Origin of the sequence: Parafrankia elaeagni (assembly GCF_000374165.1) — a bacterium.
Taxonomy (GTDB): Bacteria; Actinomycetota; Actinomycetes; order Frankiales; family Frankiaceae; genus Parafrankia; species Parafrankia elaeagni.
In genome coordinates this window covers 1-19,246 of sequence record NZ_KB893794.1, presented here as the reverse complement: position 1 = coordinate 19,246, position 19,246 = coordinate 1, and the positions used below count along the sequence as shown (strand labels likewise).

Annotated in this window: 13 protein-coding genes and 1 rRNA gene; 1 reads left to right on the top strand and 13 read right to left on the bottom strand. The window is 73.0% G+C overall.

Translation table 11 applies throughout. The annotated features are described in order from the left end of the window. Positions 1–27: 27 nt before the first annotated feature. The 5 genes from B207_RS0130770 to gatC all read right to left on the bottom strand — a co-directional run bounded on the left by B207_RS0130770 (position 28) and on the right by gatC (position 4,943). Positions 28–1,023 (bottom strand): metallophosphoesterase family protein, encoded by a 996-nt coding sequence (locus tag B207_RS0130770; protein ID WP_018640537.1) that lies wholly within the window; start codon positions 1,021–1,023, stop codon positions 28–30. Between the two features lie 96 nt (positions 1,024–1,119). Next, the gene (gene gatB, locus B207_RS0130765; protein WP_018640536.1) at positions 1,120–2,637 is read right to left on the bottom strand and encodes an Asp-tRNA(Asn)/Glu-tRNA(Gln) amidotransferase subunit GatB; all 1,518 of its coding nucleotides are present in this window, start codon (positions 2,635–2,637) and stop codon (positions 1,120–1,122) included. After that, on the bottom strand, positions 2,634–3,014 hold the full coding sequence (locus B207_RS0130760) for a hypothetical protein (protein ID WP_018640535.1): 381 nt from the start codon (positions 3,012–3,014) through the stop codon (positions 2,634–2,636). The genes gatB and B207_RS0130760 overlap by 4 nt, the downstream gene beginning before the upstream one ends. A gap of 67 nt (positions 3,015–3,081) precedes the next feature. Beyond that, positions 3,082–4,629: an Asp-tRNA(Asn)/Glu-tRNA(Gln) amidotransferase subunit GatA gene (gene gatA, locus B207_RS0130755; protein ID WP_026311617.1), complete on the bottom strand. Its 1,548-nt coding sequence runs from the start codon at positions 4,627–4,629 to the stop codon at positions 3,082–3,084. A 17-nt stretch (positions 4,630–4,646) separates the two neighbouring features. Further along, positions 4,647–4,943 carry an Asp-tRNA(Asn)/Glu-tRNA(Gln) amidotransferase subunit GatC gene (gene gatC / locus B207_RS0130750; protein ID WP_026311616.1) on the bottom strand — a complete coding sequence of 99 codons (297 nt, stop codon included), beginning with the start codon at positions 4,941–4,943 and terminating at the stop codon, positions 4,647–4,649. Positions 4,944–5,317: 374 nt separating this feature from the next. On the opposite strand from gatC, the gene B207_RS0130740 reads away from it, so the two are divergent. Then, complete coding sequence (locus B207_RS0130740; protein WP_018640532.1) at positions 5,318–6,046, top strand: ACT domain-containing protein; 729 nt, start codon at positions 5,318–5,320, stop codon at positions 6,044–6,046. On the opposite strand, the gene B207_RS0130735 is transcribed toward B207_RS0130740, so the two are convergent. From B207_RS0130735 to rrf, 8 genes are all read right to left on the bottom strand, one after another. After that, the gene (locus B207_RS0130735; protein WP_230205334.1) at positions 6,028–8,370 is read right to left on the bottom strand and encodes a putative bifunctional diguanylate cyclase/phosphodiesterase; all 2,343 of its coding nucleotides are present in this window, start codon (positions 8,368–8,370) and stop codon (positions 6,028–6,030) included. The genes B207_RS0130740 and B207_RS0130735 overlap by 19 nt on opposite strands. Before the next feature lie 170 nt (positions 8,371–8,540). After that, the gene (gene ligA, locus B207_RS0130730; RefSeq protein WP_018640530.1) at positions 8,541–10,631 is read right to left on the bottom strand and encodes an NAD-dependent DNA ligase LigA; all 2,091 of its coding nucleotides are present in this window, start codon (positions 10,629–10,631) and stop codon (positions 8,541–8,543) included. A 64-nt stretch (positions 10,632–10,695) separates the two neighbouring features. Further along, positions 10,696–11,805 carry a methionine synthase gene (locus B207_RS0130725; RefSeq protein ID WP_035743205.1) on the bottom strand — a complete coding sequence of 370 codons (1,110 nt, stop codon included), beginning with the start codon at positions 11,803–11,805 and terminating at the stop codon, positions 10,696–10,698. Between the two features lie 213 nt (positions 11,806–12,018). Next, positions 12,019–13,077 carry a tRNA 2-thiouridine(34) synthase MnmA gene (gene mnmA, locus B207_RS0130720; protein ID WP_018640528.1) on the bottom strand — a complete coding sequence of 353 codons (1,059 nt, stop codon included), beginning with the start codon at positions 13,075–13,077 and terminating at the stop codon, positions 12,019–12,021. Positions 13,078–13,108: 31 nt separating this feature from the next. Beyond that, positions 13,109–14,299 (bottom strand): cysteine desulfurase family protein, encoded by a 1,191-nt coding sequence (locus B207_RS0130715; RefSeq protein WP_018640527.1) that lies wholly within the window; start codon positions 14,297–14,299, stop codon positions 13,109–13,111. Between the two features lie 236 nt (positions 14,300–14,535). Then, complete coding sequence (locus tag B207_RS0130710) at positions 14,536–15,042, bottom strand: MarR family winged helix-turn-helix transcriptional regulator (protein ID WP_018640526.1); 507 nt, start codon at positions 15,040–15,042, stop codon at positions 14,536–14,538. 232 nt (positions 15,043–15,274) lie between these two features. Further along, positions 15,275–18,694 carry a methylmalonyl-CoA mutase family protein gene (locus B207_RS0130705; protein WP_018640525.1) on the bottom strand — a complete coding sequence of 1,140 codons (3,420 nt, stop codon included), beginning with the start codon at positions 18,692–18,694 and terminating at the stop codon, positions 15,275–15,277. Positions 18,695–19,072: 378 nt separating this feature from the next. Further along, positions 19,073–19,189, bottom strand: a 5S ribosomal RNA gene (gene rrf, locus B207_RS0130700). Between the last annotated feature and the right edge of the window lie 57 nt (positions 19,190–19,246).

Below are 19,246 nucleotides of genomic sequence, written 5' to 3'. Positions count from 1 at the left end.
ACCACAGATGAGGTGCGGACCTTCGGGCTAAACCGCACCCTGCCGGTAGGGCCGCTGCGGCTGCGACGTGCGGACCGCCGGGGCAGCGGGAACGGGGCCGCCGGGCGCGCCAGGCGGAACCTGCAGCGCCGCGTGCTCCGACTCGTCGTGCGGGGCGCCCCACGGCGGAACGGGCTCGCCGGTCGGCGCGGGCAGGATCTGGCGCAGGACGGGCCGCCTGGTCCGCCACGAGCGCCACTCCCGCGGGTAGCCGACCGAGACCTCCTCGAACCGGACGCCGTCGTGGACGGTCGTCCGCGGGATGTGCAGGTGGCCGTAGACCACCGCGGCGACGTTGTAGCGGGTGTGCCAGTCCGCTGTCAGCTCGGTGCCGCACCACTGCGCGAACACCGGATAGCGCAGGATCCGGGTCGGCTCACGGACCAGCGGGAAGTGGTTCACCAGCACGAGCGGGACGTCGCGCGGACACTCGTCCAGGCGGGCCTGGGTGAGGGCGACGCGGGCCCGGCACCAGGCGTCCCGGGACGGGTAGGGATCAGGGTGGAGCACCGACTCGTCCGAGCAGACGACTCCGGCGGCGTAGGCGGCGGCGAGCGCCTCCTCCTTGGTGGACGTGCCGTCCGGGCGGAACGTGTAGTCGTAGAGCAGGAACATCGGCACGATCCGCGCCGGACCGCCCTGCCCCGTCCAGACCGGGTACGGGTCCTCCGGCGTGAGTACGCCCAGGCCCCGGCACAGCTCGACGAGGTGACGGTACCGGGCCTCGCCGCGCAGGTCGGCCGTGTCGCGGCTGAGGGTCCACAGCTCGTGGTTGCCGGGAACCCACACGACCTGCGCGAAGCGGCCGGCGAGCAGGCGCAGCGCCCATTCGACGTCGTCGAGCAGCTCCCCGACGTCACCGACGACGAGCAGCCAGTCGTCGTCGTGGCTCGGCCGCATCGCCTCGACCACCGCCCGGTTCTCCGGATGGCGGACATGAATGTCGCTGGTGGCGAGCAGTCGCCCCCGCGTGGTCCCAGGCATCAGAAACGATCGTCGCACATCGCGCCGCACCGGGCCTCCGCCCTGGGCGACCACGGTGATGTGACACACATCCCGTCCGCGGTCGCCCGTGAGCGGTCAGGACACGCCGAGCCGTTCCAGCAGGAGCCGGCGGACGGCCGCGGCGTCGGCCTGGCCACGCATCGTCTTCATGACCGTGCCGACCAGTGGGCCGACTGCGTTCAGCTTGCCGCCCCGGACCTTCTCCGCGATGTCCGGCGCGCCGGCGATCGCGGCGTCGACCGCGTCCCGCAGTGCCGAGTCGTCGGAGACCACGGCCAGCCCGCGGGCCGCGACCACCTCGTCGGGTGAGCCGTCCCCGGCGAGCACGCCGTCGACGACCTTGCGCCCGAGGGCGTCGGTGAGCTGCCCGGCGGCCACGAGCTCGCAGATCCGGGCCACCTGGGCCGGGCTGATCGCCAGCTCACGCGGCTCCACCCCGGCGTCCGCCGCTCGGCGGGCCAGCTCGTTGAGCCACCACTTGCGCGCCCCGGCCGGGCTGGCGCCGGCGGCGACCGTCGCCTCGACCAGGTCGAGGACCCCGGCGTTGCGCATCTCCTGCAGTTCCCGCACGGAGTAGCCGTGCTCCGCGATGAGGCGGGCCCGCCGCTGCGCCGGCAGCTCCGGCAGGACGGCACGCAGTGCCTCGATGTACTCCGACGTCAGCGCGATCGGCGTGAGGTCCGGCTCCGGGAAGTACCGGTAGTCGGTCGCCTCCTCCTTCGAACGACCGGAGGAGGTGCGCCCGGACGCCTCGTCGAAGTGCCGGGTCTCCTGGATGACGCGCTCGCCCGCGTCCAGCAGCGCCGCCTGCCGGACGACCTCGAACCGCACGGCCCGCTCGACCGAACGCAGCGAGTTCAGGTTCTTCGTCTCCGACCGGGTGCCGAACGGCGCGTCCGGCTCGCCCTTCGCCGGCCGCAGGCGCAGCGAGACGTTCGCGTCGCAGCGCAGCGAGCCCTGGTCCATCCGGACGTCGGAGACGGCCAGCGACCGGCACAGCTCACGCAGCTCGTCGACGTAGGCGCGGGCGACCTCCGGGGAACGGACGTCCGGCTCGGTGACGATTTCGACCAGCGGGATGCCGGCCCGGTTGTAGTCGACCAGCGAGTGGGTCGCCCCGTGGATGCGCCCGGTCGCCCCGCCGACGTGCAGCGACTTGCCGGTGTCCTCCTCCAGGTGGACCCGCGTGATCCCGACCCGGTGGATCTCGCCCTCGACCTCGACGTCCAGCCAGCCGTTCTCGCACAGCGGCTCGTCGTACTGGCTGATCTGGAAGTTCTTCGGCATGTCCGGGTAGAAGTAGTTCTTCCTGGCGAACCGGCACCAGGACGCGACCGTGCAGTTCAGCGCCAGCCCGATGAGCGTCGCGAACCGCACCGCGGCCTCGTTCACCACCGGCAGCGCACCGGGCAGGCCCAGGCAGACCGGGCACACCTGGGTGTTCGGGGCCGCCCCGAAGGCCGTGGCGCACCCGCAGAACATCTTGGACACGGTGCCGAGCTCGACGTGTGTCTCCAGCCCGATCACCGCCTCGTAGCGGGCCAGGGCGTCCTCGTAGGACGGGGTGGCGATGACGGGAGCCGCTGTGCTCACCGGGATGACTCCTCTTCGATGCCGTCGTCGAGTGCGCCGGGTTCCGCCCCGCCGTCCGGCCGGGCGGCGCGCACGGTTTCGTCGCCGGACGTCGCCGCCGCGGGCGCCGTCATGCCCGGCGTGGTGCCCGCCTCGGCGGCGCCCTGGGTGGTCCGCGCCGCGGCCCGGCGGGTGTCGCGGAGGTGGACGTAGCCCAGCGCGACCGCGGCCGGCAGCCCGATGATCCCCCAGACCAGCAGGATCGGGCTCAGCGTCAGCGCGCCGAGGACGAGCACCACGAGCGTGAGCCCCCACACGACCAGCAGAAGTGCGCGGTCCTGACGACCGCTGCGCAGCTCGACCATGTCCTCCTCGTCCTCCTCGTCGTTCCCGCTCACAGTTCCCGCTCACAGTTCCCGCTCGCAGGCCCGCGGCATCTCGCCCGCTCGTTCGGCGGGTGGCGTGCTAGAGCGCGGGTGCCTCGTCGAGCAGCGGGTGCCCGCGCCGGGCGTCCAGAGCCGCCTCCAGCGCGCCGCCGACCAGGTAGAGGCGGTCGTCCGCGAAGGCGGGCGCCATGATCTGGATGCCGACCGGCAGCCCGCCCGCCAGCCCGGCCGGCAGGCTCATCGCCGGCCCGCCGGCGAGGTTCGACGGGATCGTGCACAGGTCCGACAGGTACATCGCGACCGGGTCGTCGACCCGGTCACCGAGCGGGAAGGCCGGCGTCGGCGTGGTCGGCGAGACCAGCACGTCCGCCTGCTCGTAGGCGGCGGCGAAGTCCCGGCTGATCAGCGTCCGCACCTTCTGCGCCTGCCCGTAGTAGGCGTCGTAGTAGCCCGAGGACAGCGCGTAGGTGCCGAGCATCACCCGCCGCTTCACCTCGGCGCCGAAGCCGAGGTCACGGGTGCGGCTCATGACCTCCTCGGCGCCGGCGCGGCCGTCGTCGCCGGCCCGCAGGCCGAAGCGCATCGCGTCGAAACGGGCCAGGTTGGACGAGCACTCGCTCGGCGCGATCAGGTAGTACGCCGCCAGCCCGTAGGTGAAGTGCGGGCAGCTCACCTCGACGACCTCGGCGCCGAGCCCCGCCAGCTCCTCGACGGCAGCGGTGAACGCCGCCTGCACACCGGCGTCGTAGCCCTCGCCGGACAGCTCGCGGACCACGCCGATGCGCATGCCGCGGATGTCGCGGCGGGCGGCCGCCTCCACCACGGGCGGCACCGGCAGGTCGACGCTGGTGCTGTCCCTCGGGTCGTGCCCGGCGATCGCCGCGTGCAGCAGTGCGGCGTCGCCCACGGTGCGGGTGATCGGGCCCGCCTGGTCCAGCGAGCTGGAGAAGGCGACCAGGCCGTACCGGCTGACGCCGCCGTAGGTCGGCTTCACGCCGACCAGGCCGCAGACCGCCGCCGGCTGCCGGATCGACCCACCTGTGTCGGTGCCGATGGACAGCGGCGCCTCGAAGGCCGCGACCGCCGCCGCGCTGCCACCGCTGCTCCCGCCCGGGATGCGGGTGAGATCCCACGGGTTGCGGGTCGGGCCGTAGGCGGAGTTCTCGGTGGACGAGCCCATCGCGAACTCGTCCATGTTCACCTTGCCGAGGACGATGACATCCGCCGCGCGCAGCCGGGAGACGACAGTCGCGTCATACGGCGGCCGCCAGCCCTCCAGGATGCGGCTGCCGCAGGTCGTCGGCATGCCACGGGCGGTGAACACGTCCTTGAGCGCGAGCGGGACGCCGGCGAGCGGGCCCAGCTTCTCCCCGCCCGCCCGGCGGGCGTCCACCGCGCGCGCGGCGGCGAGCGCGCCGTCGGCGTCGACATGCAGGAACGCGTGCACCGCGTCGTCGACCTTGGCGATCCGGTCAAGAGCGGCGCGGGTGGCCTCCTCGGCGGAGAGCTCACCGGCGGCGATCGCAGCCGCCGTGGCGGCGGCGGTCAGCCGGACGACGTCGTCCGTCCGGCCGGACGCGGGGCCCGCGGACGCGGCGGACGTCGGGGTGCCTGAAGCGTCGGTCATCTGCGGCCTGGTGCCCTTCACTCTTCCGGATCGAGGATGCGCGGCACCCGGAACCGACCCTCCTCGGCGGCGGGCGCGCCGGCGAGAACGTCGGCGACCGGCAGCGACGGGCGGGTCACGTCCGCGCGGAAGACATTGGTGAGCGGTACGGCGTGCGAGGTCGGCGGAATATCCGCCGCCGCCACCTCGGAGACCCGGGCCACGGCACCGAGGATCGCCTCGAGCTGGGGTGCGAGCGCGTCGAGCTCGGCCTCGGACAGGGACATCCGCGACAGGCGGGCGAGGTTCGCGACCTCGTCCCGGGTGATCGCCATTCCGGTGGACCCCTCGTGGGCGGTGGGCACAGGCCCGACATCGGCTAGGTCATCGCGCGGTCGCCGCGCGCCCGCGGTGCGGGGCACGGACGTGGCGGCCGGCCCGGCCGGCAGCGTGCGCGCCGAGCCGTCACCGCCGCCCCGGCCGCTGCCATGCCGGACGCGGCCGGACCTGTACGACCGGCTGCGCACCGGCGTGCGCGGCGTCGGCGTCGTCCTTCATCGTACGGGTCGGCGTCGCGAACCGGACGCGGCGCGTCCCGAAGCGGGCGCGGCGGGACACGAGAAGACCCGACTTTTCCGCGGCAGCCCCTTGACCTGGGCCGACATCCGCCCGTGACATGATCGCCATGACAGTGTCACACCCCTTGCGCATGCTCAGCCGCATGTCGTACCTGCTCAGGCTCGTCCTCCCCGATCACCCTGGCGCGCTGGGCGCGGTGGCGACGGCGCTCGGCGCGGCAGGCATCGACATCGTGAGTCTCTCGGTGGTCGAACACACCCCCGCCGGCGCGGTCGACGACATGATCGTCCTGCTGCCCCCGGGCGGGCTGGCCGACCGGGTGTACACCGCGGCCCAGTCCGTTCCGGGCGTCACCGTCGAGGCACTGCGGCCCTTCCTCGCCGACGGCGCCGGGATCGGCGACGACCTGGAGCTCGTCGACGCGCTGACCGAGCGCCCCGCCCAGGCCGCGGCGGTGCTGACCGAGCTGGTCGCGGGGGTCTTCCACGCTGACTGGGCGCTGTTGCTGGAGCATCTGGCGCCCGGCGACGCCCGGGTCAGGGAAGCCTCGGTCGGCGCCCCCAGCCTCGGCGGCGCCGACCTGGGAGTGCCGGAACGGGTCCGCTTTCCGCTGCCGTGGCTGCCGCTGCCCGCAGCCCGGCGCGTCGGGCCCGGCGACGGCGAGTTCCCCGCCCGCTGGGAGGCGGTCAACATGGAGCTCGTCGCGGCGCCCGTGGGCCACGAGCGGCTCGCCCTGCTCCTCGGCCGGCCGGGCGGCCCGGCGTTCCGCTCCTCCGAGATCGCCCGGCTGGCCCACCTGGCCGGCATCGCCGCCAGCCTCGCCCGCGCCGCCGGCAACGGTCAGCGCGGTCGCGAGTGAGTGACGGCGGCGGCGCCGGGCCCGTCCGGGCGGGCGGCGCCGGCCCGGACGTCGTCACGCCGAGGCTGCCCACAGCAGGCGAGCTCGCCCCAGGCCTCCCCGGACGATCGCCCGGCGAGCTGTCCGGCCTCAGGCCCGAGGCCGGACGCGGGCGCCGCTCCGTTTCCACCCGCCACCCCGTTCCCACCCGCCACCCCGTTCCCGCCCGCCGCTCCGAGCCCGCCCGCCGCTCCGAGCCCGCCCGCCGCTCCGAGCCCAAGCCCGGTCAACCCGTCGGCGGGCTCGGCGAGCCAGGGCGTGAGCAGCGTCGCAGGCAGCGCCGGCGCAACATGCCAGCCCTGCGCCGCGTGCGCACCGAACCCGGCGAGCCGACGCCACTCCGCGGACGTCTCGACCCCCTCCGCGACAACCCGCAGCCCCAGGTCGGAGGCGAGGCGGACCACGGCGCGGACGAAGGCGGCGTCACGTACAGCGGTCTCCATCCGGCGGATCACCGTCCGGTCGATCTTGATCTCGTCGATCGGCAGGCGCCGCAGGGTCTCGAGCGAGACCAGGCCGGTACCGAAGTCGTCCAGGCTCACCGAGATGCCCAGCTCCGTGAGGTCACGAAGGGCGCTGGCCGGGTCTCCCCCGGCCGCGGTGAGAGCCTTCTCCGTCACTTCGAAGGTGAGTGCGTCCGCCGGGAGGTCGCTGGCGGCCAGTGCACTCGCGACGGAGCCCACGAACCGGGGATCCCCCAGATCACGCGAGGACACGTTCACCGCGATGGCGACCGGGATGCCGGCCGCGCGCCAGTGGGATGTCTGTGCCAGCGCCGCGTCGATCGCCCACGAGGTGAGCGGGCGCATCAGGCCGGTGGACTCGGCGAGCGGCACGAACACCTCCGGCAGCAGCAGGCCACGGCTGGGGTGCCGCCAGCGCAGCAGCGCTTCGGCCCGCCGCACCCGCCCGTCGATGATCTCCGCCTGCGGCTGGTAGTGCAGCTCGAGCTGCCCCTGGTCGAGGGCATAGCCGAGCTCGGCTGCCGTGCGGGCGCGCAGCCGTGCCCGGCGGGCGTCCTGCGGCCCGTAGGCCTGGACGCCCAGCCGGTGCTCCTTCGCCGCGTACATCGCGACGTCGGCGCAGCGCGACAGCGCCGGCAGATCGCTGCCGTCATCCGGGTACAGCGCCACGCCGACGCTCACGTCGATCTCGCAGGACTGGCCGTCGATCTCGTAGCCGGCACGCACGACCCCGCGGACCCGGCCGGCCACCTCGGCGGCGACCGCCCGGCCCGCCGGGCCCGCCGGCAGGGCGGGGAGCAGCACGGCGAACTCGTCCCCACCGAGCCGTGCGACGACGTCCCCGGGCCGCAGCGCGGCTGTCAGGCGGGCCGCCGCGACGACCAGCAGCCGGTCCCCGACCTCATGTCCCAGCCGGTCGTTGACCTCCTTGAACCGGTCGAGGTCGAGGAGCAGCAGCCCGACGCGTGTCCCGCTGTGCTCGGCCGCGGCGAAGCCGAGCGCGGCACGCTCGGCGAGCGCCGCCCGGTTCGGCAGCCCGGTGAGCCCGTCGTGGCGGGCCTCGTACTCCTTCTGCCGAACGGCCTCGCCGACCCGGCCCACCACCCGCAATGCGGGCAGCAGCAGCAGCGCGAGCCATGGGCCACGATCGGCGGCGATCACGATCAGCGGCGCGAGCGAAAGCACTGCCGCCCCGGCCGCCACCCGCCGACGCAGCTCGACGAGTACCACCCGACGACGGCGGGCCGGCCGCCGCGGGCCTGCCGACAGGCTCGGCTGCGAGCTGGACGACAGGCCGGATACCGGACCCGGCACGGCGCAGGGCAGGTCCTCGATGACGAAGAGCACCAGCGCGGCGAGTGCCACGGCGGGCAGCTCCGCGGTGCCGAGATCGTGGTCGACACCGCAGGCGACGACCACCGCCCCCGCCGCCGCGAGACCGAGGGCACGCTGCCCCACCCGTGCCATCACCTGCCAGGCGGGGGCCCTCCGCCGCCGGACCGGCAGGGCGACGACCAGGTGGACGGCGAGCGCCGCCGGAGCACCCCAGCCGAGCAGGATCGCGAACAGGAAGGTCACGCTCAGGTCCGGGCCGCCGCGCCCCGCCCGGCCGGCCCCCGGCGCACCGGACAGGAGCGACAGCTGTGTCTGCGGACGGACGACCAGCGCGAGGCCGGCGAGGGGCACGAAGGCGACACCCAGATCGCTGAAGCCGCCGTGCCAGAGGCCCACTCCGATGACCAGTAGCGCCGTGAGGCCTCCGACCGTGCCGAGCACCCGGGCCCGGGCCGGTCCTGGCGGTTTCGGCGACGCAGCGGGCACGCCAGCCAGCCGGAGCCCACGGCCGCGCATCAACAACGTCCTGGTTCGTCCCGAGTCGAGCTGGCGACGCGTTGCAGGGGCACGCCGGAGCCGCCCAGCCGGCGCACCGGAACGCGACAGTACATATGACTGCTCACCGTGATGAACCTTTCGCTGCCAGGATCCGAAGGCTACCCTTCATCCCCTTCGAGCACGGCATGCACCCTGGCCGCATCCACTCCGTCATCAAGGAGGGCGGTGAATCCGATCTCGTCCAGCAGCGGGATCTTCAGACTGCGTGCCTTCTCGTACTTCGCCGTTCCGGGGTCCGCACCGGCCACCACGAAGGTCGTCTTCCTGCTGACCGACCCGGTGACCTTGCCGCCGCGGGCCTGCACCGCCTCGGCGGCGGTGTCACGGCTCCACCCGTCCAGCGTGCCGGTGATGACCAGGGTGACGCCGTCGAGCGGCCCGGGGCCCTCGCCCGCCCCCTCGTCCGCGAGCCGGGCGCCGCCGGCAGCGAGCCGGGCGACCAGATCACGATGGCGGGGATCGGTGAACCAGTCGACGACGGCGTCGGCGATCTTCGGTCCGACCCCGTCGACAGCGGCGAGCCGCTCGGCCGGCGCCGCGGCGATCGCGTCGAGGGACCGCAGCTCGCGGGCCAGCGCGCGGGCGGCCGTCGGCCCCACATGCCGGATCGACAACCCGACCAGCAGCCGCCACAGCGGCCGGTCCCGTGCCGCGTCGACTCCGCGCAGGATCTGCTCGATCTTCCGGTCGGCAAAGCCGCGCAGCCCGTCGAACGACTCCGCCGTCAGGTGGAAGACGTCACCGATGTCGCGGATGCGGCCCTCGGCCAGCAGGACCGTCGCCGTCTCGTAGCCCAGCCCGTCGATGTCCAGCGCCCCGCGGGACGCCAGATGGAACACGGACTCCCGCAGCTGCGCGGGGCACGACACCGTGTTGGGACACCGGATGTCCACCTCGCCCTCGGGGCGGCCCAGCTCGGTGCCGCACTCGGGGCAGTGCGTGGGCATGACGAACGCCCGCTCGGAGCCGTCCCTCAGGTCGACGACCGGGCTGACGATCTCCGGGATGACGTCGCCCGCCTTGCGCACCACGACGGTGTCGCCGATGAGCACACCCTTGCGCCCGACCTCGTCGATGTTGTGCAGGGTGGCCATCGCCACCGTCGAGCCCGCCACCCTGACCGGCTCGAGCACCCCGAACGGGGTGACCCGGCCGGTGCGGCCGACGTTCACCTTGATGTCCCGCAGCCGGGTGGTGACCTCCTCCGGCGGGTACTTGAACGCGACCGCCCAGCGGGGCGCCTTCGACGTCGCGCCGAGCCGCCGCTGCTGGGCGAACTCGTCGACCTTGATGACCACCCCGTCGATCTCGTGCTCGACGTCGTGCCGGTGCTCACCCCACTCGCGGATGAACGCCAGCACCTCGTCGACACCCGCGAACACCCGGTGGCGGGCCGAGACCGGCAGGCCCAGCTCGGCGAGCCGCGCGTAGGCCGCCGCCTGGGAGGTCACCTCGAACCCCCGGTGGGCGCCCACCCCATGGACGATCATGTCCAGCGGGCGGCCCGCGGTGACCCTGGGATCCTTCTGCCGCAGCGACCCCGCGGCGGCGTTGCGCGGGTTCGCGAACGGCGCCTTCCCCGCCTCGACCAGCGACGCGTTCAGCTCGGTGAAGCGCGCGGTCGGGAAGAACACCTCACCACGCACCTCCAGCAGCTCCGGCACGCCCGCCCCCCGCAGCCGGGCCGGCACGCTGCGCAGCGTGCGCACGTTCGGCGTGATGTCCTCCCCCGTGCGCCCGTCACCGCGGGTCGCCGCGCTCACCAGCACGCCGTTGTCGTAGACGAGGTCGACCGCGAGCCCGTCGATCTTCAGCTCGCACAGCCACGCCGTGACCGGCTGCTCCCGCGCGGCGCGCGCCGCCCAGGCGTGGAACTCCTCCTCGGTGAACACGTTGTCCAGCGACAGCAGGCGCTCGAGATGCTCGACCGGCGTGAACAGCGTCGAGTAGGAGCCCGCCACCTTCTGCGTCGGCGAGTCGGGCGTGCGCAGGTCCGGACGGCGCTGCTCGATCGCCTCGAGCTCGCGCATGAGGGTGTCGTACTCGGCGTCGGAGACGGTGGGCGCATCGAGCACGTAGTAGCGGTGGGCGTGCTCCTCCAGCTCCCGGGCCAGGTCCGCGGCCCGCGCCCGGTCATCCGGGTCAGCTCCGCCGTCGGCCTCCGCCGCATCGCTCACACTGGCACTCATCGGCTCGGCAGCCACCTCCTCAACACTCACCGCGCTCGCTCCCGCGGCACTGCGGCGGACATTCTCACTCCGGAGATTCCACCAGGACGCGCGCCGCCTGACGGCAGTGGCGCAGAACAGACCGCGCGTCGTCCAGACTGGCATTGGCCAGGCCACACGTTGGTGTCACCGCCACCACCTCTCCGAGCCGGTCCGGTGCGAAGCCGAGCCGGCGCCACAGGTCCACCGCCACCGTGACCGTACGGCGAGGGTCCGACAGATTCGCGCCGCGCGAGGTCGGTACCAGACCGAACATGAGGCCGAGGCCGGCGTCGACCGCCTCGCCCACGGCGTCGTCCTCGGCCCGGGTGAGCAGGGTCGCGTCCAGGCCGACGAACCGCGCGCCGGCGCGGCGCAGCAGGTCGAGCGGCACCTGCGGCGCGCAGCAGTGCACGCCGGCCACGGCCACGGATCCCACCGCCTCGGTGGCACCGAGCACTGCGGCGAGCCGCTCGGTGGCCGGGCCCTCCTCGACCGCGGGCACCACCGAGAAGCCGCTGGGGGTGCGGATCCGTCCGGAGAGCACCGCCGGCAGGGACGGCTCGTCGATCTGGACGAGCAGGCGCGCGCCCGGGATCCGGCGGCCGAGGTCTGCGAGGAGGAGTGCCAGCCCCTCCGCGAGGGCCTCGGCGATGTCGCGGACGGCCCCCTGGTCGGAGAGCGCCTTGTGGCCACGCGGCAGCTCCACCGAGCTCGCCAGCGTCCAGGGGCCGGCGAAGGCGACCTTGAGTGGGCCGGTGTAGCCCGCGGCGGCCTCGGTGAACACGTCGAGGTCGTGCTCGAGGAAGTCACGGGCCCGGCGCAGCTCGAGCCCCGGGCGGGGCACCAGCCGCCAGCCGGAGGGCTGGTGGTCGGCCGGCATCTCCACCAGCACGGCCAGGCTCCGGCCGATCATGTCAGCCCCCAGGCCGCGGCCCGGCAGCTCCGGCAGGAACGGCAGCTCCGGGACCTCTCCGAGGACATACCGTGCGGCCTCGACCGGGTCGACGCCCGGCAGCGAGCCGACACCGGAAACGCACCCCGCCGCCCACGGGAGCCCCTTCGGGGCGGCCGGCGCACCATCGCCGCGGTCCTGACCGGCGCCATCCGCCGCCGGGACCCGCTCGGGCTCCCGCTCCACCGCAGACCAGTTCATCGCCACATCGACTCCTTCGTTCCGCCTGCGTCCGCCCCGGATCGCCGGCAGCGGACCACAGCGGATCACAGCTGGCCAGCCACGCCCGCACCGGCACCACCGTGCGGCGGTCGGAGCCGGCAACGCGCGGGCCCGCGCCAGGCCAGGGGACCGGTGCGACGGGTCAGCCGGGAACGGGTCAGCCGGCGACGAGTCAGCCGATGAGGGAGCTGGTCAGCCGGCGAGGGAGCGGATACGCCCGCCGCCGAGGACCCGGTCCCCGTCGTAGAAGACCACGGCCTGGCCCGCGGCAGTGCCGCGCACCGGTTCGGCCAGCCGCGCGTCGAGCTCGTCCCCACGGGCCGTCACCATCGCCGGGACGACACCGCCATGGGCCCTGACCTGCGCGGTGCATGACACGGAGCCCTCGTGGGGCCACACGATCCGCTCCGCGACGAGGCTGCGCATATCCAGTGCCTCCGCCGGCCCGACGGTCACCGTCGATGTCACCGGGGACAGCTCGAGGACGTACCGCGGGCGGCCGTCCGGGGCGGGACGGCCGAGCCGCAGGCCCCGGCGCTGCCCGACCGTGAAGGCGTAGGCACCGTCGTGCTCGCCGAGCGTCTCGCCGGTGCCCGCGTCCACGATCGGGCCCGGCCGCGGGCCCAGCCGCTCGCGCAGCCACGCCCCGGTGTCGCCGGAGGCGACGAAGCAGATGTCATGGCTGTCCGGCTTGTCGGCAACGCCCAGGCCACGGCGCGCCGCCTCCGCGCGGACCTGCTCCTTCGTCGAGTCCCCGAGCGGGAAGCTGGCCGCGGCCAGCTGCTCCGGGCGCAGTGTGCCGAGCACGTAGGACTGGTCCTTGGCCAGGTCGACCGAGCGGCGCAGCGTCCCGTCCGGGTCGAGACGGGCGTGGTGGCCGGTGACGACCGCGTCGAAGCCGAGCGCCAGCGCCCGGTCCAGCACAGCGGCGAACTTGATGCGCTCGTTGCAGCTCACGCACGGGTTGGGGGTGCGGCCGGCGGAGTAGTCGGCGACGAACTGATCGATGACCTCGGACTCGAACCGGTCGGCGAGATCCCAGACGTAGAAGGGGATGCCGAGCACGTCCGCGGCCCGGCGGGCGTCGCGGGCGTCCTCCAGCGTGCAGCACCCACGGGAGCCGACCCGGTCGGAGGCCGGGGTCCGGGCCAGCGCGAGGTGGACGCCCGTCACATCATGGCCGGCGTCCACAGCCCGCGCCGCGGCCACCGCCGAGTCGACCCCGCCCGACATGGCCGCGAGCACCTTCATCCTGCCCACGATCCCACTCCCTCTGCGGACCTCAGCCTCGGGAACTGAGCCCGGCGAGTTCACCGGCCCGGGCGGCGCGTTCCACCACCGGGCCGATCACGGCGACGAGCGCATCGACATCCCGCGCCGTCGAGCCGTGCCCGAGCGAGAAGCGCAGCGACCCGCGCGCGTGCGCCTCGCCGGCCCCCATAGCCAACAGCACATGCGAGGGCCTCGCGATTCCCGCCGAACAGGCGGAACCCGTCGAGCATTCCACACCGTGCGCGTCCAGCAGCATGAGCAGCGAGTCCCCCTCGCACCCCGGGAAGGTCAGATGGGCGTTGCCCGGCAACCGGCCCGGCCCGGACGGCGCGCCGTTCAGGGTCGCCCCGGGAACCTCGGCCAGAACCCTGTGCACGAGGTCGTCGCGCAGTGCCGCGAGCCGGGCCTGTTCCGCGGGCAGTTCCGCCCGCGCGGCCCGCGCGGCCGCCGCGAACGCGGCGACACCGGGGGTGTTGAGGGTGCCGGACCGGATGTCGCGCTCCTGCCCGCCTCCGTGCGCGAGGGGCTCCAGTTCCAGACCGCGCCGCACCAACAGCGCACCCACCCCCACCGGTCCGCCGATCTTGTGGGCGCTGATCGTCAGCGCGTCTGCCCCGCTGGCGGCGAAGGACGTCTCGACCTGCCCGAACGCCTGCACAGCATCGGTGTGGAAGGGGATGCCGCAGCCATGCGCGACCCGGGCCAGCTCGGCGACCGGCTGGATGGTTCCCACCTCACTGTTCGCCCACATCACCGAGATCATCGCGACGGAGGCGGGGTCGTCGCCCACCGAGGCGCGCAGCACCTCCGGCGTCACCAGGCCCGTCCCGTCCACCGGCAGCAGCTCCAGGACGGCTCCCTGGTGCCTGGCCAGCCAGGACGCCGTGTCCAGCACCGCGGGATGCTCGACGGCGCTCACCAGCAGCCGCCGCCGCCGCGGGTCGGCGGCACGACGCGACCAGTACAGGCCCTTCACCGCGAGGTTGTCGCTCTCCGTCCCGCCCCCGGTGAAGACCACATCGGATGGTCGCGCGTCGAGCACCTCGGCCAGGGACTCCCGCGCCTCCTCGACGGTCCTGCGCGCGCGCCGGCCGCCGGCGTGCAGCGAGGAGGCGTTTCCCGCGTCAGCCAGGGCGGCGGTGAACGCCTCGACCGCCTCCGGGCGCATGGGCGTGGTCGCCGCGTGGTCGAGGTAGGTCACGTCTGTAGAGGGTAGCTGTCGCCCGCATCACCCACCGGGACTCGCGGGCCCACCCGGACCAGGCCCCGCCCCATTGCTCACTGTGGCCGGGGTGCCCGTCGCGGGAGGCTGCGGCCGGCGCCGCGGCACGGCGCGAAGGACACCACGGCCCGGCCCGGGCGGCGTCCGCGAAGACCGGGCCGAGCCGGCGCGGGCCGAGCCGGCGCGGGCCGCGGGGAACGGGGAACGGGGAACGGTCAGAAGTCGCCGGCGCGGCTCCGCAGATCGGTCAGCAGGTCGACCAGTTCGGTCACCCCGTTCTCGGGCAGGCCCGGGTCGGCGAAGACGCTCTCGTTGAGGCGGGTGGTCGCGGCGAGTGCGGTCGCGCGACCTTCGTCCGTGATCTCGGCGAGGACGGCCCGCCGGTCGGTCGGATGTGGCTGCCGGCGCACCTGCCCACGGGCCTCCAGACGGTCGACCGCACTGGTGACGCTGGTCGGATGGACCTGCAGCAGGCTTCCGATGCGACTCAGCGGCAACGAGCCCCTCCGGCTGAACAACAACAGCATGAGGAGCTCGTACCGGGCGAAAGTAAGATCGAGCGGGCGAAGCACCTCGTCAACCCGGGCAAGCAGGATCTGTTGTGCACGCATCACCGATGTGACGGCGGCCATACCATCCGCCACGCCGCCCCATCCGTGTGCTTTCCACTGCCGGTGCGCCTCCGCGATCGGGTCGGCCGGAAGAGGCTTCGGCTGCGTCACGGGTGCGGTTCTCCAAATGCGGGTCGTCGGACAGACGGCGCCATCCACTATGCCATTCCGACCCACCCGCGCGGATCCCGGCCAACGGACGCTGCGCCGCGGCAGCCCAGCGGGACAACAGCTGCGGCGACATCCCAGGGGCGCGGCACACGATCGGTGTGACCGGGCCCCCGGACCCGGCCACCCGGCAGTGGCACAGACGGCCTGCCGGCACCGCGACGGTGCGCCCGCGTCAGATGTTGCGTCGGTACTGACCGCCGACGTCGAAGAACGCCGCACTGATCTGGCCCAGCGAGCACACCCGCGCCGCGTCCATCAGCACCTCGAATGTGTTGCCACCGGCCGCGGCCACCTTCCGCAGGCGGTCGAGCGCCAGCGCGGCTGCGTCCGCGTTACGGCTGTTGAAGTCCGCGAGGCGCCGCAGCTGGGACTGCTTCTCCTCTTCCGTGGCCCGGGCGAGCTCCAGCGGTCCGGCATCGCTCTCGTCGACATCCGGCCCAAGGAATGTGTTGACCCCGACGATCGGCAGCGAACCGTCGTGCTTACGCCGCTCGTAGAGCATCGACTCGTCCTGGATCCGACCGCGCTGGTAGCCGGTTTCCATCGCGCCGAGAACACCGCCCCGTTCCGAGATCCGCTCGAACTCGACGAGGACGGCTTCCTCGACCAGGTCGGTGAGTTCCTCGATCACATGGGAACCCTGCAGCGGGTTCTCGTTCCCGGCGAGGCCCCACTCCTGATCGATGATCATCTGGATTGCCAGCGCGCGCCGGACCGACTGCTCGGTGGGCGTCGTCACCGCCTCGTCGTAGGCGTTGGTGTGCAGGCTGTTGCAGTTGTCGTAGATCGCGCACAGCGCCTGCAAGGTCGTTCGGATGTCGTTGAAGTTCATTTCCCTCGCGTGCAGCGAGCGGCCCGAGGTCTGCACGTGGTACTTGAGCTTCTGGGAGCGTTCCGAGGCGCCGTAACGCTCGCGCATCGCCACTGCCCAGATCCGCCGGGCGACCCGGCCGATCACGCTGTACTCGGCGTCCATGCCGTTGGAGAAGAAGAACGACAGGTTCGGCGCGAAGTCGTCGATGGCCATGCCGCGTGCCAGGTACGCCTCGACGTAGGTGAATCCGTTGGCGAGAGTGAACGCGAGCTGGCTGATCGGGTTCGCGCCGGCTTCCGCGATGTGATAGCCGGAGATAGACACCGAGTAGAAGTTCCGCACCCGGTTGTCGATGAACCACTGCTGCATGTCCGCCATGCAGCGCAGCGCGAACTCGGTGGAGAAGATGCAGGTGTTCTGGCCCTGATCCTCCTTGAGAATGTCAGCCTGCACCGTGCCCCGCACGTTCGCCAGCGCCCACGCCGCCGCCTCGGCCGCCTCGGCCGCCGAGGGCTCGCGGCCGTGCTCCGTCCGGAAGGCCTCGATCCGCTGGTCGATCGCGGTGTTGAGGAACATGGCGAGGATCGCCGGCGCCGGCCCGTTGATCGTCATCGAGACACTTGTCGTGGCCGCGCACAGGTCGAAGCCCGCGAAAAGGACCTTCATGTCGTCGAGGGTCGCCACCGACACCCCGGAGGTGCCGATCTTCCCGTAGACATCGGGCCGGGCGCCGGGATCCCGCCCGTACAGCGTCACCGAATCGAACGCCGTGCTGAGCCGGGTCGCCGGAGAATCAGCGGAGAGCAGGTGAAAGCGGCGGTTCGTCCGGAACGGGTCGCCTTCGCCGGCGAACATCCGGGCCGGGGCCTCACCGGTCCGTTTGAAGGGGAAGACCCCCGCGGTGAAAGGGAACATCCCGGGCAGGTTCTCCCGGCGGCGGAAACGCACCAGCCGCGCATCGTCGTCGATGTCCGGAACAGCGACCCGTGGCACGGACGTCCCGGAGAGTGTGACCCGCCGCAGCGGCGTGCGGATCTCCTGGCCGCGCACCACGTAGACCATCTCGTCCCCGGAGCGCTCGGCGAGCAGCGCCGGCCAGGAATCGAGCAGCTCGCGGGTCTCGCGGTCCAGCCCGGCGCCGGCGGTGTCCCGCAGCTCTCGCAGCCTGTCCGCCGAGCCGACCGAACGCGTGGACCCCTCGGATCCATCTCCGTCTGCCTCCGCGGAGCCGACGTACCGATCGAGCTCGGTGATGGCAGTCGTCAGATGCTGCCGACGGCGTGCGGCGGAGGCCTGCTCCTCAGTGTGCGCGTGATAACCGCGCACCGCATCCGCGATCTCGGCCAGGTAGCGCACCCGACCAGGAGGCACGACGGTCGTGAGACCCGAGGAGACCCGCCCGTCGACCGGTGCCAGCACGCCCGCGTCGAGCTTCAGACCGTGATCGTGCAGCAGCGCGCGCAGGAACAGGTAGAGCGCGGTGACGCCGTCGTCGTTGAAACGCGCCGCCGAGGTGCCGTACACCGGCATGTCCTCCCACGCGGCGCCGAAGTCCTCCCGGTTGCGGACCATCTGACGAGCGACGTCACGCCGCGCGTCCTCCGCGCCCCGGCGCTCGAACTTGTTCACGGCGACGACGTCGGCGAAGTCGAGCATGTCGATCTTCTCCAGCTGGGAGGCCGCACCGTACTCGGGCGTCATCACGTACATCGAGACGTCGCAGAAGGGCACGATGGCTGCGTCCCCCTGGCCGATGCCGGGGGTCTCCACGATCACCAGGTCGTACCCGGCGACCTTGCAGGCCGCGATGATGTCGGCGAGCTGCTCTGGCAGCTCCCGCCCCGCCTTACGGGTGGCCAGCGAGCGGAAGAACGCCCTCGGTCCGGCCGCAGGCGTGGACGCGCCGACGGCCTCGGCGCCATCGGCGCCATCGGCGCCGGACGCCAGTGCGGCATCCGCAACTGCGCCAGCGCCGTTGTCCGGCAGCACCGCCAGTGCGTTCATCCTGATCCGGTCGCCGAGCAACGCACCGCCCCCACGGCGTCGGGTCGGGTCGACCGCGAGGACCGCGATCCGCAGCGCATCCCCCTGGTCCAGCCGGAAGCGGCGCAGCACCTCGTCGGTAAGGGACGACTTCCCGGACCCGCCGGTGCCCGTGATGCCCAGCACCGGGACCTTGGGGCCACGGTCGGCCGCGTCCCGCAGCCCGGCCGCGAAGGCCTCGTCCCGCCCCGCCTCCAGGACGGTGATCGCCCTGGCGAGCACCGTCTCGTCGCCACCGCGCACCTGCGCGACCGAGGGGACGTCGACGGCCAGGTCGATGTCGCTCTCGCGAACAATGCTGTTGACCATGAGTGCGAGCCCGAGCCGCTGCCCGTCCTCAGGGGAGAAGATCCGCGCGACGCCACGGGAATGCAGTAGCTCGATCTCCTCAGGGACGATCACGCCACCGCCACCGCCGTAGACCCGGACGTGCCCGGCACCCCGGGCCCGGAGTCGCTCGATCAGGTAGCTGAAGTACTCGACATGCCCGCCCTGGTAGGACGAGATCGCGATGGCCTGCGCGTCCTCCTGGATGGCGGCACTCACGACCTCGTCCACGCCCCGGTCATGCCCCAGGTGGATCACCTCGACGCCCTGCGCCTGCAGGATCCGTCGCATGATGTTGATCGCCGCGTCGTGCCCGTCGAACAGGGCCGCGGCGGTGACGACTCGCACCGGCCATACGGGCACGTGCAGGGTGGGGGTCTCGTGACCCGCCACGGTGACTGCGCTCATGCGGCTCGCTCCCCTGGACGGAACCTCGACGCCAACGCCTCTCGTTGGCACTCCGATAGTAGGACGTCCATCAAACTGGAGCCACCGGAGCCCGCCTCAACCCTCACCGCACCACTTGCCGTGAAGGCTCCCGACCAGCAGCGTGAGGGCCTGCAGCCGCCCCAGCCCAGTGCATGTGGCTGTGAGGTCCAAGTGCATGCTGTGAGGTAGGGCACCAGGGACAGAGCATGACCAGTGCTCATTCGGCCGCACCAGCCGCACCAGCCGCACCAGCACGAGCATGGCTCGTCACACGGCTCGTCGGCTGCAGGAAACGTGCCCCCAATACAGGTAGGGGCTGCTCCCGGCCCAAGCCAGAAACAGCCCCCACCAAAAGAAGTCCGGCGGCGTCCTACTCTCCCACGCGGTACCCCGCGCAGTACCATCGGCGCTGAAGGGCTTAGCTACCGGGTTCGGAATGGAACCGGGCGTTTCCCCTTCGCCAAAACCACCGAAACACTATCAGACCCGACCCGGAACCGGTCGCAGCCCGAGAACCGCACAGTGGACGCA